Below are 14,907 nucleotides of genomic sequence, written 5' to 3' on the forward strand. Positions count from 1 at the left end.
CATGAAGCCAGTATTGACCTTCCCATGATAGGAAGGTCAAGGACGAATTGCAGCGTGTGCTTCAAAGCCGCCGTTACCTCGCCGAAACGCTTGTTCAGAAGGCCGGCGGCGCGTCCAGCATGGCCTGGCCGACGGCTTGCCGTTCATCGCCCGAGCGTGCCAGCAGGGTGTCGGCCGCGCCGCGACGGTCGGCGGCCGCCTTATTCTGGCCGAGCTTCCATTTGCCGACCAGCCGCGTCACCTCGATCTCGATACCCACGATCGCGCCGAGCATCTGCTCGATGAAGTCGGCGGGCGCATCGCTCATCTTCCACGGCACGGGTTCGCCGGCTTCCATCTTGCGGGTCAGGCGCGCCACCAGTCCGCGCACGAACGATTCGTCGTCGCGCACGGCGATCCGGCCGTGCGCATGCACCACCATATAGTTATAAGTCGGCACCTGCCGATGCGCTTCGTGCTTGCTCGGATACCAGTTCGGCGAGATGTAGGCGGCCGCGCCCTGGAAGATCACGAGCGTTTCGGGGTTCGCCGCGGCTTCCTGCCACACCGGATTGGCGCGAGCGACGTGAGCGCGCAGGATGCCGTGAGTCTCGGCCGCCGACGCATCGGACTTGCCGCCCGCGGCGGGCACTTCGAATTCAAACGGCAAGTGATTCGCATCGAGCCCGTGCGGCCCGTGGGTAATCAACGCGCCCAAAGGCTGCTCGGCGATCAGGCGGTGGAGAACCTCTGGACGGTTCTCTTCGAAATGGGCGGGCATGTACATGAAACGCTCCGGAGGCGAGGCGGCGAAGGGGCGAAGGGCGGCAATGCTAAGTGGCCCGACGCGCGGGCGCCGGAGCGGATGTAATAAAAAAACGTCACCGTACCGCAAAAAGAACTGCGTGGGCGCGCGAACCGGCGCTATTGCTGCCTTTGCGCTTGCCTGGTGAGCAAGGATACGATACAACCCGATGTTGTCGGCATCGCGAACCGCGGACTGGGTGCGTTTGGGCTTTGGGAGGCCGCGCAAGCAGGGTTCGCTGCGCGCCGGCGTCTCCCCTAGGACCACACGTTCCGCCACCTGAACGAATGATAAAAAATCGCCGAGAGCTGTACTCGAGTCTCTGGACCTGCGCATCGTTCGCAGGCCTCGCATTTCTGGCGGGTTGCGCGTCGACTCCCACCGGGACGCAAAAATCCACCGGCTGGATCAAGGATGAAGTCGCCGACTCATACGTATTCGGCTATCCGCTGGTGCTGATGGGTATCGCGCGCGACGCGGCGGTCGGCACCGATCCGGGCCGGGCGCCGCTCAATACGCTGCGCCACGCACAGGCATTGCCGCCGATCGGCGCGGCCAATCCTATGCAGCCGAGTCTCGATACGTTGGATTCGACCGGCTGGCTGGACCTCGGCAGTGAACCGGTGATCGTGACGCTGCCCGACTCGCACGGCCGCTACGTGGATGCCCGCGTGCTCGACATGTGGACCAACGTGGTCTGGTCGACCGGCTCGCAGTTCGGCACGCGCGCGGCAGGCATCAAGGCGCAGGCGATCGCCTTCGTCGGCCCGGGCTGGCAAGGCGAGTTGCCCAAGGGCGTGAAGCGTGTCGACGTGCCGACCCGCAACGCATGGATAAGTGTGCGCGTTCAGTCGAACGGCACGCGTGATCTGACGGCAGTCCGCAAGCTGCAGCGCGGCATGCGCGTTGCGCCGCTGAGCGTCTACGCGGGCGACTCCCGCTCTGCCTCGGTCGCGCCGGCGCGCAGCAATGCCGCCGATGCCGCCGCGGCCGCTTCAGGCACGCCGGCCGCGCAAGTCGCCGCGCTCGACGCGAACGGTTTCTTCAGCCGGCTCGCGCAGGCGTTGCCCGACAATCCGCCGACGCCGGCCGATCCGCACGCGCTCAAATTCCTCTCCGACCTCGGCGTGACGCCCGGCGAGCCGGTCAAGCTGCCGAAAGCGCCGGAAGCCATCACGGCGGGTCTTGCCGACGGTCATGAGCGCGTCGGCATGCCGCCGTCCAATCTGCTGACCGGCAACGGCTGGAGCTGGTTCGGCGACGGCGTGGGCAGCTATGGTCCCGACTACGCGCTGCGCGCCTATGCCGCCTACGCGCAGCCGGGCATCGGCACGAAAGACGACGAAGTTCGCGCGGTCGTCACCCAGGACAGCGACGGTCATGCGCTCAACGGCGCAAACCGTTACGTGATCCATTTCGCGCCGAATCAGTTGCCGCCGGTGCGCGGCTTCTGGTCGATCACCGCCTATACCAGGGACGGCGCGTTGGGCGACAGCGCGCCGGCACGGCTCGCGGTCGGCGACCGCAACGGCGCGCGCCGCAATCGCGACGGCTCGCTCGACGTGACCGTGTCGTCCGCTCGCGGCAAGAGCGGCAACTGGCTGCCGGCGCCGCGCGCCGATCTGCAACTCGTGCTGCGTCTGTACGCACCCAAGCCGCAAGCCACCGACGGCAGCTGGCAACCGCCGGCCGTCGTGCGTCAGTGATACCGGCGTGTCCGTGACATGACAGCCGTGCTTCAGTAATGACCGGCTAACGACGGCCGCGTCACGCATCGAGCCACGCATGTCCGCCACTTCACCGCGGCGGACATGCGGCGCTATCGCGCAGCAGAATGTGTAAGCCTCGCCTTACATTTATATCCCGCGAAAGATTCACGACTTATACTGCCGCTTGCGGGATTTTCGTTTCGCGGCGGGCTTGCCGCCGCATTACCCAAGACCGAGCATGGCAAGCCTCAATAAAGCATCAATAGCCTCGTCCATGCAGACCGTGCGCGATGTCGCGCAGTCACGCCGCACCCGGCGTGTCATCACCGGCCTGCTGATTTTCCTTGTAGTGTTCGGTCTGCTCGGCTTCTTCGCTGCACCGCCGCTGATTCGCCACATCGCCGAGCAACAGCTCAGCAAACAGCTCGACCGCCCTGCCACCATCGGCCGCATCGCGCTCAATCCGTACACGCTCCGGCTCGAAGCAGACCGGGTGCATATCGGCGAGCGCGGCGGCGCGGGCGACTTCGTGGATATCTCGCGGCTCATCGTGCAGCCGTCATGGAGTTCGCTGTTCCGCGCGGCGCCGATCATCGATCAGGTGCAGCTCGATTCGCCGCGCTTTCATATTGTTCGTTACGATGCGCAACGCTTCAATTTCACGGACCTGATCGAGAAATTCTCGAAGCAGCCGGCCAAGCCGGATAGCAAGCCGACGCTCTTCTCCGTATCGAACATTCGCCTCGAAAACGGCCAGGTCACGTTCGACGACAAGCTGCTCGGCGCCACGCACGTGATCGATCAATGGAAGCTCGGCATTCCGTTTATCGCCACGCTGCCTTCGAAAACCGATATCTTCGTCGAGCCGTTGCTGCGCGCGCGTATCGACGGCAGTCCGCTTGCCATCGATGGCAGGACCAAGCCGTTTGCCGCGTCGCACGAGTCGGAAGTGTCGTTGCGTTTCGACGGGCTCGACGTGCCGCGTCTCATGTCCTACGTGCCGGCCAAACTGCCGGTGATCGTGCAGTCCGGCAAACTGTCCACCGATCTCAAGCTCAACTTCGTGGTCTCCAACGACGCGCCTTCGTTGCGCGTGGCGGGCACCGTGGATATGAGCGACGTGGGCGTGCAGGATCAAGGCAAGGCACCGTTCTTCGCGGCGCGCGCGGTGCATGTGGCCGTCGCCGCGCTCGAACCGTTCAAGAACCTCTATCACTTCGACGATATCCGTATCGACGCGCCGACAGCCAATCTCGCGCGCGATAAAGACGGCGTGCTGAGCGTCGAGAAGATGTTCGCGCCCGAACCGGCTGCGGCGCCGCCGGAGGCGAGCGCGCCGGTTGCCGCCTCCGCTGCCCATGCCGCCGCGAAGGCCGCGCCGCCGCTGGACCTGGCGGTCAAACGCTTCGTGCTCAATGACGGCACCGTCAATGTTCGCGACAATGCCGCTTCGCGGCCCGTCGACGTCGGCATGCAAAACCTGGCCGTGACGCTGACCGATTTTTCGACGCTCGCCACGGCGCCCGCGCACTACACGCTGAACACCGATTTCAAAGAGAGCGGCGGGTCGCTCGGTATAGCCGGCGCGTTCGGCTTCGTGGCTAAGACGGCGAGCGCGAAGCTTGACCTGAAGTCGTTGAACCTGCCGCGCTTGCAACCGTACCTCGACACCGCGACCACCGCGCAACTCCTGGACGGCACGCTGTCCGCCACGGCCAATGTCGGCGCGAGCTGGGCAAAGTCGCCGGCGGCCGTGATGGTCACCGACACGCAAGTGGGTCTGCATTCGCTGAAGGTCGCGGCGCCCGGCAGCAATGACGCGGTGATCTCGCTCGCGCAAGGCGGCGCGAAGCTCAAGCAGGTGGATCTGACGGCGCGTACCGCCGAGATCGCCAGCATCGAGACGACCGGCCTCGCGGTGGACGTCCAGCGTCTGAAAGACGGCAGCATCAACCTCGCGGCGCTGGCCGGGAAGCATGAAGCGACGCCGCAGCGCACCGCGATCCATGCGGTCAAGAAGGCGCAGGCGGAAGGGCCCGCGTGGCGCTACAAGATCGGCGAGCTGACGCTGAAGGACGCCAGCGCCAATTTCACGGACAACACCACGCCGCAGCCGGTGAAGCTGAATATCACGCCGCTGCAACTGAAGGTGCAGAACATCAGCGACGACCTGAGCCGTCCGTTGCCGGTCGATCTGCAGGCCACGCTGAACAGGAAGGGCACGCTCGGTGTCAAGGGCGACGTGACGGCGACACCGCTCAAGGTGGCCGTCAAGGTGAACGCCAACCGGCTCGACGCGGCGGCCTTCGAACCGTATTTCGGCAGCAAGCTGAACGCCGTGATCGCGAGCGCGCTGCTCAATGCGAGCGGCGATCTCGCGTTGAGCCAGACGAAGTTGCTGAAAGCGACCTATCGCGGTGACGTGGCGCTCGTCGAAGTCCGCATGCTCGACAAGGTGACCTCGGACCCGTTCGCGGGATGGGGCTCGCTCGCGTTGTCCAACCTGAACGCCGGTTACGACGAGCATGGCACGGTGGTCGACGCGGGCCGCGTCACGTTCACGAAGTTCTATGGGCGCGTGCTGCTCGATGCGCAGGGCAAGCTCAACCTCAAGGACGTCGTCGCGCACGAAACCGGCGCCGCGCAATCGCTGACGCGCGACAAGAGCGGTGCCGAACCGGTGCCGCTGACGCCGCAACCGGCATCCACGGCCGCGGCCGCACCCGCACCGGCGGCGTCGGCGCCCGCCACCGTCACGGCTGCTACGCCGCCGCAAAGCCCGGTCAAGCTGCACTTCGGCCAACTGGTGCTGCAACAGGGCCGGGTGACGTACACGGACAATTTCATCAAGCCGAATTTCACGGCGAACCTGGTGGGCATTCAGGGCACGGTCGGTGCGTTCGGCACGCAATCCACCACGTCCGCGCCGGTCGACATTGCCGCGAAACTGGCCGCCAATGGTCCGCTGTCGATTCGCGGCACCGTCAATCCGCTGATTGCGAAACCGGCGCTCGATTTGACGGCGGTTGCGCACGATATCGAACTGACCAATCTTACGCCGTATTCGGCGAAATATGCCGGCTATCCGATCACCAAGGGCAAGCTGAACGTCGATCTGCACTACACGCTCGACAACGATCAGCTGAACGCGAACAATCACATCTTTATCGATCAACTCACGTTCGGCGATCACGTCGAAAACAATACGGCGACCAAACTGCCCGTGCGTCTCGCGATCTCGCTGCTGAAAAACTCGCGCGGCGAAATCGACGTGAACCTGCCGGTGTCCGGCTCGTTGTCGAATCCGGAATTCAGCATTGGCGGGCTGATCTGGCATGCGGTGCTCAATCTGCTGGAAAAAGCGGTGACCGCGCCGTTCTCGCTGATCGCCAATGCATTCGGCGGCAAGGGCGAGGAGTTGGGCTACGTCGAGTTCGAGCCGGGCTCGGCGAAACTCACGGACGCCGACACCCAGAAACTCGACACGATCGTGAAGGCGCTGAGCGACAAACCGTCGATCCGCATGGACCTGATCGGCCGCGTCGATCCGGCCGTCGACGAGCCCGCGCTGCGCATTGGCTATGTGGACCGCCTCGTCAAGCAGCAGAAGATCAAGGACGTGGTGGGCAATGGCGAGAGCGTCGATCTGTCGACGGTCTCCGTCGATCCAAAGGAGTACGACAAGTATCTGACCAAAGCCTACAAGTCGGCGGACTTCAAGAAGCCCCGCAACTTTGTCGGCTTGACCAAGAGCCTGCCGGACGACGAGATGAAGAGCGCGCTCGCCGCCAACGCGCCTATCGATGACGCGAGCCTGCGCCAGCTCGCACAGCAGCGGGCGCAGAGCGTGCAGCAGTATCTGGACGGCAAGATCGACAGCAGCCGCGTGTTTATCGTCGCACCGAAACTGAACGCCGACGGCATCAAGGACAAGGGTGCGACGACGCGAGTGGATTTCGGGCTGAAGTGAGCAACGGTTAGAGTTGTTGCTTCGGTTGCTTCGGTTGCTTCGGTTGCTTCGCGCCGGGCAAGCGCGTAAGCCCCGCCCGTCTCTCCGACTCCGGCGAAACCCGCAAGCTGCGCGGCGGTCCCCAAGTGCACGGCGTTGAACGCACCGCCGACAGCCACTGCGGCGCGCGCTCAGGCGGTGCGCGTCGGCGCCTTCAGTGCGGTTTGCTCGATGACGCGCGCAAGGGTGTCGAACGCGGGACCGATCCTGTCGTTCGGCACACACGCATAACCGAGAAGCAGCCCGCGCCGCGCGGGCGTGTCGCTGCTGTAGTAGCTCGCGAGCGGGCGCACGATCACGCCGGCGTCGTAAGCGGCGGCCGTCACCGCGCGATCGTTCGCGTGATCCGGCAGGCCGAGCACCAGATGCAGGCCGGCTTCGTCTCCCATCACCGGCAACTCGGTGCCGAAACGCGCGGTGATGGCGTCGATCAGAATCTGCCTGCGCTCGCCGTACAGCGCGCGCATACGTCGAACGTGCGAGGTGAGATGGCCGTCCATAATGAAGTCGGTCATCACCGCCTGCTGCATCAACTGACCTTCGCGGTATAACTCGGCCACGCCCGTGCGGAACGTGTCCACCAGATGCTCTGGCGCGATCATGTAGCCGATCCGCAAGCCGGGAAACAGCATCTTCCCCAGGCTGCCGACGTAGATCACCTGGCCGGCGTCGTCGAGTCCTTGCAGCGAGGCGAGCGGACGGCTGCCGTAGCGGAATTCGCTGTCGTAGTCGTCCTCGATGATCCACACGTTGTGCTGGCGCGCGTATTCGAGCAACGTGCGGCGGCGCGCGAGGCTCATCACCATGCCGAGCGGATACTGATGTGACGGCGTAACGAGTGCGAGCCGCGGCGGCTGTTGCAGATCCTGTTCGCGCGGATTGAGCCCTTCGTCGTCCACCGGCACCGGCACCAGGGTGATCCCGGACGACTGCAGCACGCTGCGTGCGCCCCAATAGCACGGTTCCTCGACCCACGCGCGGTCGCCGACATCGGTCAGCAGACGCACCGCCAGATCGATCGATTGGTGAATGCCCGTGGTGATGATGATCTGATCCGGCGTGCAATTCACCGAGCGCGCCACGCGCAGGTAATCCGACAAGGCCCGCCGCAATGGCCGGTAGCCGCCGCCGGGCGCGTAGGTGAGCAGATCCGGATTGGCTTCCTTCCACAAACGCGCCTGCAGGCGGCTCCAGATACGCGCCGGAAATTCCGCCACGTCGGGCACGCCTGGCATGAACGCGCCCCATTGTTTGGCGGAGACGCCGGCTTTGTCGATCAGACGACGTCCGCGATTGGACAGGTCGTTTAGATCCCGCTTCGGTTGCCTGGGGGTTTCACTGATCGCGCCCGCTTCCGTACCGGTGCCCGCCGCAGGCTTCTTGCGCGTATTCATGGCGGCCGTGTCCGGCCTCGTGTCGGCGACGTAAGTACCGCTGCCGGTGGTGGAGATCACATACCCTTCGGCGGTCAACTGATCGTAGACGTGCAGCACCGTGTTGCGTGCAATGCCGAGGTCTTCGGCGAGCGTGCGCGAACTGGGCAGCTTGGTGCCCGGCGGCAACTGGCCGGTCAGGATGGCCTGCTGCATGAGCCGCAACGTCTGCCTGTAGACTGGTTCGGCGGCCGTGCGGTCGAGCCTCGCAGCCAGCCAATCCGACAAGATCACGGTGTCCAAGTGGTTCTATCCGGAATAATGAAATGGTTCCATATTGTAGAACCGTAACGGTCTATAGTGAGCCACGCAATGGATGCAATCCCGCTGCTTTGCAGCGGGAGCCAGCCGGACCGCAGAGGAGACTTGGACGATGAAAACCGATGACGTGATCGTCAGCTTTCGGGGTGTGCGCAAGACGTATGACGGTGAAACGCTGGTCGTCAAACAACTTGATCTGGATATCTATCAGGGCGAATTTCTGACGCTGCTCGGACCGTCCGGGTCAGGGAAAACCACCTGTCTGATGATGCTGGCGGGTTTTGAATTTCCCACCGGCGGCGAGATCTGGCTGGACGGCACGCTGCTCAATACCGTGCCGCCGCATAAGCGCAACATCGGCATGGTGTTTCAGAACTACGCGCTGTTTCCGCATCTGACGGTCGAACAGAACGTCGCGTATCCGCTCACCGTGCGCAAGATTTCGGCGCAGGAGCGCGCCGAGCGCACCCATAACGCGCTGAAGATGGTGCGCATGGAGAGCTTCGCAAAGCGCTATCCCGCGCAACTTTCCGGCGGCCAGCAGCAGCGTATCGCGCTCGCCCGTGCGCTGGTGTTCGAGCCGAAACTCGTGCTGATGGACGAGCCGCTCGGCGCGTTGGACAAGCAGTTGCGCGAACACATGCAGTACGAACTTAAATCATTGCACGAGAAGCTCGGCGTGACGTTCGTGTACGTCACGCACGATCAGGGCGAGGCGCTGACCATGTCCGATCGCGTCGCCGTGTTCGATAAAGGCATCGTTCAGCAACTCGATACCGTGGATCGTCTGTACGAATCGCCGTGCAATGAATTCGTGGCGAACTTCATCGGCGACAGCAACAAGCTGCGCGGCACGATCGCGAATGTCGAGGGCGAGTACTGCGAATTCCATCTGAGCGACGGCACGCGGCTCACCGGGCGCAATATTGCCGGGGCGCGAGCGGGCACGCCGGCGGTCGCATGCATCCGGCCCGAGCGCATGAAGCTCGCCAACGGCCTGTCACGGCCCGGCGCCAATGCACTAGCGGGTGAAGCGCGCGGCCTGATCTATTTCGGCGACCACGTGCGCATGCGCTGTGGTTTGCGGGAACAGGACGAGTGCTTCGTCAAGGTGCCGCTCGGCACCGGGGCGCTCGACACCTTCGTGCCCGGCGCGCCAGTGGCACTGGAGTTCGCACCCGAGCATCTGCGGGTATTCGCAGGGGCGTGAATGCGCTGGGCACGCAATGTGTTCAATGCAGGCAGGTCAGATCGAGCAGCACATAACAAAGTCGCACTGTACTGAGCTTGAAGACACCACCAAAGGAGAGCAACACACCATGAGCAAGATCGGGAAATCGCGCTGCGCCATCGCTGTCGGTGCTGTGGCGCTCGCGCTGGGCGCTGCGCAAGTCAATGCAGCTGAATTGACGGTCGTCAATTTCGGCGGTGCGAATGGCGACGCGCAAAAGGTTGCATTCAACCAGCCGTTCGAAAAGGAGACCAGCAATAAAGTTACCGCCGTCGAATACAACGGCGAGCAGGCCAAAGTGAAAGCGATGGTCGAAGCCAAGCATGTGAACTGGGATGTGGTGGAAGTCGAATCGGGCGATATCGGCCGAGGCTGCGATGAAGGGCTGTACGAGAAACTCGACTGGTCGAAGATCGGCAAGAAGTCGGATCTGATTCCTGAAGCGCCGCAAACCTGCGGCGTGGGCTTCTTCGTGTGGTCGACGGCGCTCGCGTACAACGCGGACAAACTGAAGACCGCGCCGACTGGCTGGGCCGATTTCTGGGACGTCAAGAAATTCCCGGGCAAGCGCGCCATGCGCAAGGGCGCGCGCTACAACCTCGAATTCGCGTTGATGGCCGACGGCGTGCCGCCGAAGGAAGTCTACAAGGTGCTCGCCACCAAGGCAGGCCAGGACCGCGCGTTCAAGAAGCTCGACGAACTGAAGCCGAACATCCAGTGGTGGGAAGCGGGCGCGCAGCCGCCGCAATTCCTCGTCGCGGGCGACGTGGTGATGTCCACCGCGTACAACGGCCGGATCGACGCCGCGCAGAAGGAAGGCAAGAACCTGAAGGTGGTGTGGAACGGCAGCATCTACGACCTCGACTACTGGGCGATTCCGAAGGGCACGCCGAACAAGGCGCTGGCCGAAAAGTACATTGCCTATTCGATTTCGTCGAAGCCGCAGCAGGACTACGCGCACAACATCGCCTACGGTCCGGTGAACGTGACGGCCATCAAGGCGCTCGATGCGAAAACGCTCGCCAATCTGCCGAACTCGCCGGCTAACGGCAAGAACGCAGTGCTGCAGAACCTCGCGTTCTGGACCGATCATGGCGACGAACTGGAACAGCGTTTTTCGTCGTGGGCTTCGAAGTAAGGAGCGCGGCCGGAAAGGCGCGGTTTGACCTGTGGTGAAGCCGCGCTTGGGTGAAGTAGGAAACTGTGCGGTGGAGTCGGCGCTAAAGCGCTGACTCGGGTCGACCGCTTTGCATGGGACAAGAGTAAGCGCTGAAGCGCTAACTCTTGTCGACAAAGGAGACGGGTGTGACGACGATGACGATCGCTGCCGATTCGACGCCAGAATCAACTGGCCGGCTCAAGCGCGAGTTGAAGGCCGCGGAATCCAGAAAGCGGGCCATGGCCCTGCTGCTGATCGCGCCGCTAGCGATTTTTCTGCTGCTGATTTTTGTCGTGCCAATCGGCGCGCTGCTCACGCGAGCCGCGCAGAATCCCGAAGTGGTCAACGCGCTGCCGCATACGCTAAAGGCGTTGAGCGCGTGGGATCGGAAGAGCCCGCCGCCGGATGCCGCGTATGCCGCGCTGGCTGTCGACCTCACGGCGGTCGCCGACAGCGACGGCATGGGCGCGCTCGCGCGACGCCTGAACGTCGAGATCCCGGGTTATCGCTCGCTGATCGCCAAGTCCGCGCACGCCATGCCGTTCGCCGACGACAACAACCAGTCCTTGAAACTGACGCCCGCGCAAGTCCACGCGAAATTCGCCGAACTGGACGAACGCTGGAACGACATCGCCTACTGGCAAGCCATTGCCAAAAACTCCGGCGCATATTCGCCGTTCTATTTGCTCGCTTCGCTGGATCACAAGCAGGACGCGTTCGGCCACGTCATCCCGACCGATCCCGAGCAACAGATCTATCTCGCCGTGTTCAGCCGCACCTTCGTGATCGGCGCGGCGGTGACGGTGTTCGCGCTGTTGCTCGGCTACCCGCTCGCATACTGGATTTCTACGCTGCCCGAACGGCGCGCGAATCTGGTCATGATTCTCGTGCTGATTCCGTTCTGGACCTCGATCCTCGTGCGCGTGGCGGCGTGGATCGTGATTCTGCAAAGCGAAGGGCTCGTGAACAAAGCGCTGATCGGCAGCGGACTGCTGCATGATCCGCTGTCGCTGCTGTTCAACCGTACAGGCGTCTACATCTCGATGACGCATATTCTGTTGCCCTTCATGATCCTGCCGCTTTATAGCGTGATGAAGTCGATTCCGCCGACCTATCAGCGCGCCGCGGTCTCGCTCGGCAGCCATCCGTTCGCCGCGTTCTGGCGCGTGTATGTGCCGCAAACCTATCCGGGCATCGGCGCGGGCGCACTGCTGGTGTTCATTCTGGCGATCGGCTACTACATTACGCCGGCGTTGCTTGGCGGACCGAACGATCAGATGGTCAGCTATTACGTGGCGTACTACACCAACGTGACGATCAATTGGGGCATGGCGTGCGCGCTCGGCGGTTTGCTGCTCGCCGCGACGCTCGTGCTGTACGTCATATACGGACGCTTCACGCGTTCGTCACTGAGCCTTGGCTGAACGGAGTCTATTGCGATGAAACTTGCCAAGCCCTTGTTCGCGCCGCATACGTCGTGGGTCGAGCGCGTATGGTATTTCGCGCTGCGCGGTCTCGCCGTGCTGACGTTGCTGTATCTCATCTTGCCGGTGCTGGCGATCGTACCGCTGTCGTTTTCGTCGAGCACGTTCCTGGTGTATCCGATTCCGGGCTGGTCGCTGCGCTGGTATCAGAACCTGATCGCATCCGATGAATGGCGCATGGCCGCCAAGAACAGTTTTATCGTCGCGCCCTCGGCGACCGTAGTCGCAACCGTGCTCGGCACGCTCGCGGCAATCGGACTGACCAAAGCGAATTTCCGCGGCAAAGGGCTGCTCATGGCGATCCTGATTTCGCCGATGATCGTGCCGGTGGTGGTGGTCGGCGTGGGCATGTATCTGTTCTTCGCGCCGCTGGGGCTGGCCAATACGTACATCGGCCTGATTCTCGCGCACGCGTCGCTGGGTGTGCCCTTTGTGGTGACGACGGTCGCGGCGACGTTGCAGGGTTTCAACTACAACCTGGTGCGGGCGAGTTTGTCGCTGGGCGCGAATCCGCTGAAGACGTTTTTCCGCATTACGTTACCGGTAATCGCACCGGGCGTGATCTCGGGTGCGCTGTTTGCGTTCGCGACTTCATTCGACGAGGTCGTCGTGACACTGTTCCTCGCGGGCGCGGACCAGACTACGTTGCCCCGGCAGATGTTCACCGGCATCCGGGAAAATATCAGCCCGACAATCGCCGCGCTGGCGACAATTCTGATTATCTTCTCGACGAGCCTGTTGCTGGCGCTCGAATGGCTGCGTGGGCGAAATGCGGCACGCGCGGTCAAGGCGTGAGTGCCCGTGAAAGCGTAACGGCGTCCTGATTTGGAACGCATGATAAGCAACACATTTCTGACGATATTCTAAGATTGTTCCCATTCCCTGTGTATCTGCGCCTCTTCATACTCGTAGCCGTCGATAAGAAGATGCGCTCGTCGCAGAGAATCAATGAAACACCAGCTAACGGTGCTTGTGTACGCGCTGGCCTTGACGGCCTGCGCGGACCACGCCGCGCGTGAACGACTCGGCATCGAAGATGCCACCTTGCTGCAAACCGGCTTCGGCGCCACGCAGGACGAGGCGGCAGGCGCGGTCAACGCGCAATGGGTCAGCGCCTACGCACCCATCGCAAGCAGTAGTACCGCGCTGGTCAGCCTGCAGACGCGCCTCGACCGGCTGCCGGGCGATAAGAACGGCTACTTTCACGCCAAGGCGCAATGCTGGATCAACGCCGCCCAACAGGCGCGGCAAGCCGGCGACCACTGGGGCTTCGTCGAAGAAGCGATCGGCCAGGCGGCTACGATCACGCTGAGTCTGGAGAACGGCACGCCGTTATCCGCCGCCAATCCCGCATTGCGCACGGTGTCCACGGTACGCCCCGACCTGTGGACGATCGTCAATACCATCAAGTCGGATCCCGCAGTTGCTCGATGTCCGCAGGCGCAGCCGCCGCTCGCCTGCGCCGAAGTGGAACTGACACAAGCCGGGCATGAAGCATGGCGCCGCAGCTTCACAAACGCCGAGAAGCACTTGCCTGAGGTGCAGGACAACTTACGCCAGGCGGCGGAACGAGCGCTGCAATGCGAGCAGTCGGTGCAAACGCCGGCGTCCGCGCAGGGACCCGCACCTGCACCTGCTGCAAGATCGCAGCAAAAGATCACGCTGAAGGCCGACTCCCTGTTTCGCTTCAACGGGGGCGACGAAGCCGCCATATTGGCCGCCGGCAAGCGCCAGCTGGATGAAGTGGCAACAGATCTGAAAACCGTTCCCGCACAGCATGAGCTGAAGATCACCGGCTACGCTGACCGCCTCGGCGACAAGTCATACAACCTCGGCTTGTCCCAGCAACGTGCGCGGACGGTCGAGCGATATCTGCGAACTCATGGCGTGAGTTTGCCGATGACCGCGCAGGGCAGAGGCAGCGCGAATCCGCTGGTCGACTGCCGGTGGGCCAAGCGCGCTGTCTTAAGGCGATGCCTCGCCCCCAATCGCCGCGTCGAGATCGAACTTGTCGCGGCGCGTTCCTAGTGCCCTTGCATCTAACACGATCCAGCGTTCCGGCGCGCGAACAACCGCGCGCAGAAGGTCGGTCGTTCGACGAGTCCGTGGCGTACCACCATTCGACACGGGCAATTGTGCCCGCACACATTCGTGCGTTCTCAAGCCTGACGCTGACAACAATCGGCGTCGCAACGCGAGTGTTCAGAAGGATTAGGAAATATGTCAACTATTCTTGTTATTGATGATCATCCCGCGTTCCGTATGGTCATCAAAATGCAGCTCATGCAATTGCTTGGCGTGGAAGAAGTGATCGAGGCCGACAATGGCCAGACCGCTGTGGAGATGGCTCGGGTGCACACGCCGGAACTCGCCATACTCGATCTCGACATTCCGCGCATCAGTGGGCTCGATGTGATACCCCGTCTCCGGCTCGCTCATCCCCCCATTCGCGTGATGGTGCTGTCGGGGCACGACCCTGCCACGTTCGCACCGCGCGCAATGCGCTCGGGCGTCCACGGGTTCGTCGGCAAGTCGCAGGAAATGAAGGAGATCATGCGCGGCGTGGAGGCGGTGCTGGCCGGCTACGACTGCTTCCCGGCCGACAGCAACGAAGCGGAGGCCGCGAGCGGATTGAACGCCTTGTCAGCGAGAGAGGTGGAGGTGCTGCAATATCTGGCGCGCGGCGTGAGCAATCGCGACATTGCAGGTCGCCTGTCCCTGAGCGACAAAACGGTCAGCACCTACAAGAGCCGTATTCAGGAAAAGCTCGGTCTTTCATCATTGGCAGGACTCATCGAATTTGCGGCGTCGCATCGTTTGGTCGACTAGGTTTTTTT

10 protein-coding genes are annotated in these 14,907 nt (G+C 63.0%); 8 read left to right on the plus strand and 2 right to left on the minus strand.

What is annotated here, in order from left to right:
- Positions 1-94: 94 nt before the first annotated feature.
- The gene (locus CJU94_RS29085) at positions 95-766 is read right to left on the minus strand and encodes an FMN-binding negative transcriptional regulator (RefSeq protein WP_095422042.1); all 672 of its coding nucleotides are present in this window, start codon (positions 764-766) and stop codon (positions 95-97) included.
- A 305-nt stretch (positions 767-1,071) separates the two neighbouring features.
- Between CJU94_RS29085 and CJU94_RS29090 the strand changes: the two genes are divergently transcribed.
- Together CJU94_RS29090 and CJU94_RS29095 are read left to right on the plus strand one after the other, a co-directional pair.
- Positions 1,072-2,490 carry a DUF1254 domain-containing protein gene (locus tag CJU94_RS29090; protein WP_095422043.1) on the plus strand — a complete coding sequence of 473 codons (1,419 nt, stop codon included), beginning with the start codon at positions 1,072-1,074 and terminating at the stop codon, positions 2,488-2,490.
- A 241-nt stretch (positions 2,491-2,731) separates the two neighbouring features.
- Complete coding sequence (locus CJU94_RS29095; protein WP_095422044.1) at positions 2,732-6,463, plus strand: DUF748 domain-containing protein; 3,732 nt, start codon at positions 2,732-2,734, stop codon at positions 6,461-6,463.
- Positions 6,464-6,633: 170 nt separating this feature from the next.
- Here CJU94_RS29095 and pdxR read toward each other — a convergent pair whose 3' ends face one another.
- Positions 6,634-8,178, minus strand: a complete 1,545-nt coding sequence (gene pdxR, locus CJU94_RS29100) for a MocR-like pyridoxine biosynthesis transcription factor PdxR (RefSeq protein ID WP_095422045.1) — start codon at positions 8,176-8,178, stop codon at positions 6,634-6,636.
- 130 nt (positions 8,179-8,308) lie between these two features.
- Between pdxR and CJU94_RS29105 the strand changes: the two genes are divergently transcribed.
- The 6 genes from CJU94_RS29105 (at position 8,309) to CJU94_RS29130 (ending at position 14,899) form a co-directional block, all read left to right on the plus strand.
- Positions 8,309-9,406, plus strand: a complete 1,098-nt coding sequence (locus CJU94_RS29105; protein ID WP_095422046.1) for an ABC transporter ATP-binding protein — start codon at positions 8,309-8,311, stop codon at positions 9,404-9,406.
- A gap of 109 nt (positions 9,407-9,515) precedes the next feature.
- Positions 9,516-10,565: an ABC transporter substrate-binding protein gene (locus tag CJU94_RS29110; protein ID WP_095422047.1), complete on the plus strand. Its 1,050-nt coding sequence runs from the start codon at positions 9,516-9,518 to the stop codon at positions 10,563-10,565.
- Between the two features lie 167 nt (positions 10,566-10,732).
- Positions 10,733-12,010, plus strand: coding sequence for an ABC transporter permease (locus CJU94_RS29115; protein ID WP_095422048.1), 1,278 nt, complete (start codon positions 10,733-10,735; stop codon positions 12,008-12,010).
- Between the two features lie 15 nt (positions 12,011-12,025).
- Positions 12,026-12,865, plus strand: coding sequence for an ABC transporter permease (locus CJU94_RS29120; protein WP_095422049.1), 840 nt, complete (start codon positions 12,026-12,028; stop codon positions 12,863-12,865).
- A gap of 153 nt (positions 12,866-13,018) precedes the next feature.
- The gene (locus tag CJU94_RS29125; RefSeq protein WP_095422050.1) at positions 13,019-14,098 is read left to right on the plus strand and encodes an OmpA family protein; all 1,080 of its coding nucleotides are present in this window, start codon (positions 13,019-13,021) and stop codon (positions 14,096-14,098) included.
- 192 nt (positions 14,099-14,290) lie between these two features.
- Positions 14,291-14,899, plus strand: a complete 609-nt coding sequence (locus tag CJU94_RS29130; RefSeq protein WP_095422051.1) for a response regulator transcription factor — start codon at positions 14,291-14,293, stop codon at positions 14,897-14,899.
- Positions 14,900-14,907 lie beyond the last annotated feature (8 nt).

Source organism: Paraburkholderia aromaticivorans (assembly GCF_002278075.1).
Taxonomy (GTDB): domain Bacteria; phylum Pseudomonadota; class Gammaproteobacteria; order Burkholderiales; family Burkholderiaceae; genus Paraburkholderia; species Paraburkholderia aromaticivorans.

Coding starts and splice junctions, on each gene's coding strand:
- CJU94_RS29110 (WP_095422047.1), top strand. CDS start 9,516: ATGAGCAAGATCGGGAAATCGCGCTGCGCCATCGCTGTCGGTGCTGTG.
- CJU94_RS29120 (WP_095422049.1), top strand. CDS start 12,026: ATGAAACTTGCCAAGCCCTTGTTCGCGCCGCATACGTCGTGGGTCGAG.
- CJU94_RS29105 (WP_095422046.1), top strand. CDS start 8,309: ATGAAAACCGATGACGTGATCGTCAGCTTTCGGGGTGTGCGCAAGACG.
- CJU94_RS29130 (WP_095422051.1), top strand. CDS start 14,291: ATGTCAACTATTCTTGTTATTGATGATCATCCCGCGTTCCGTATGGTC.
- CJU94_RS29085 (WP_095422042.1), bottom strand. CDS start 766: ATGTACATGCCCGCCCATTTCGAAGAGAACCGTCCAGAGGTTCTCCAC.
- CJU94_RS29090 (WP_095422043.1), top strand. CDS start 1,072: ATGATAAAAAATCGCCGAGAGCTGTACTCGAGTCTCTGGACCTGCGCA.
- CJU94_RS29095 (WP_095422044.1), top strand. CDS start 2,732: ATGGCAAGCCTCAATAAAGCATCAATAGCCTCGTCCATGCAGACCGTG.
- CJU94_RS29125 (WP_095422050.1), top strand. CDS start 13,019: ATGAAACACCAGCTAACGGTGCTTGTGTACGCGCTGGCCTTGACGGCC.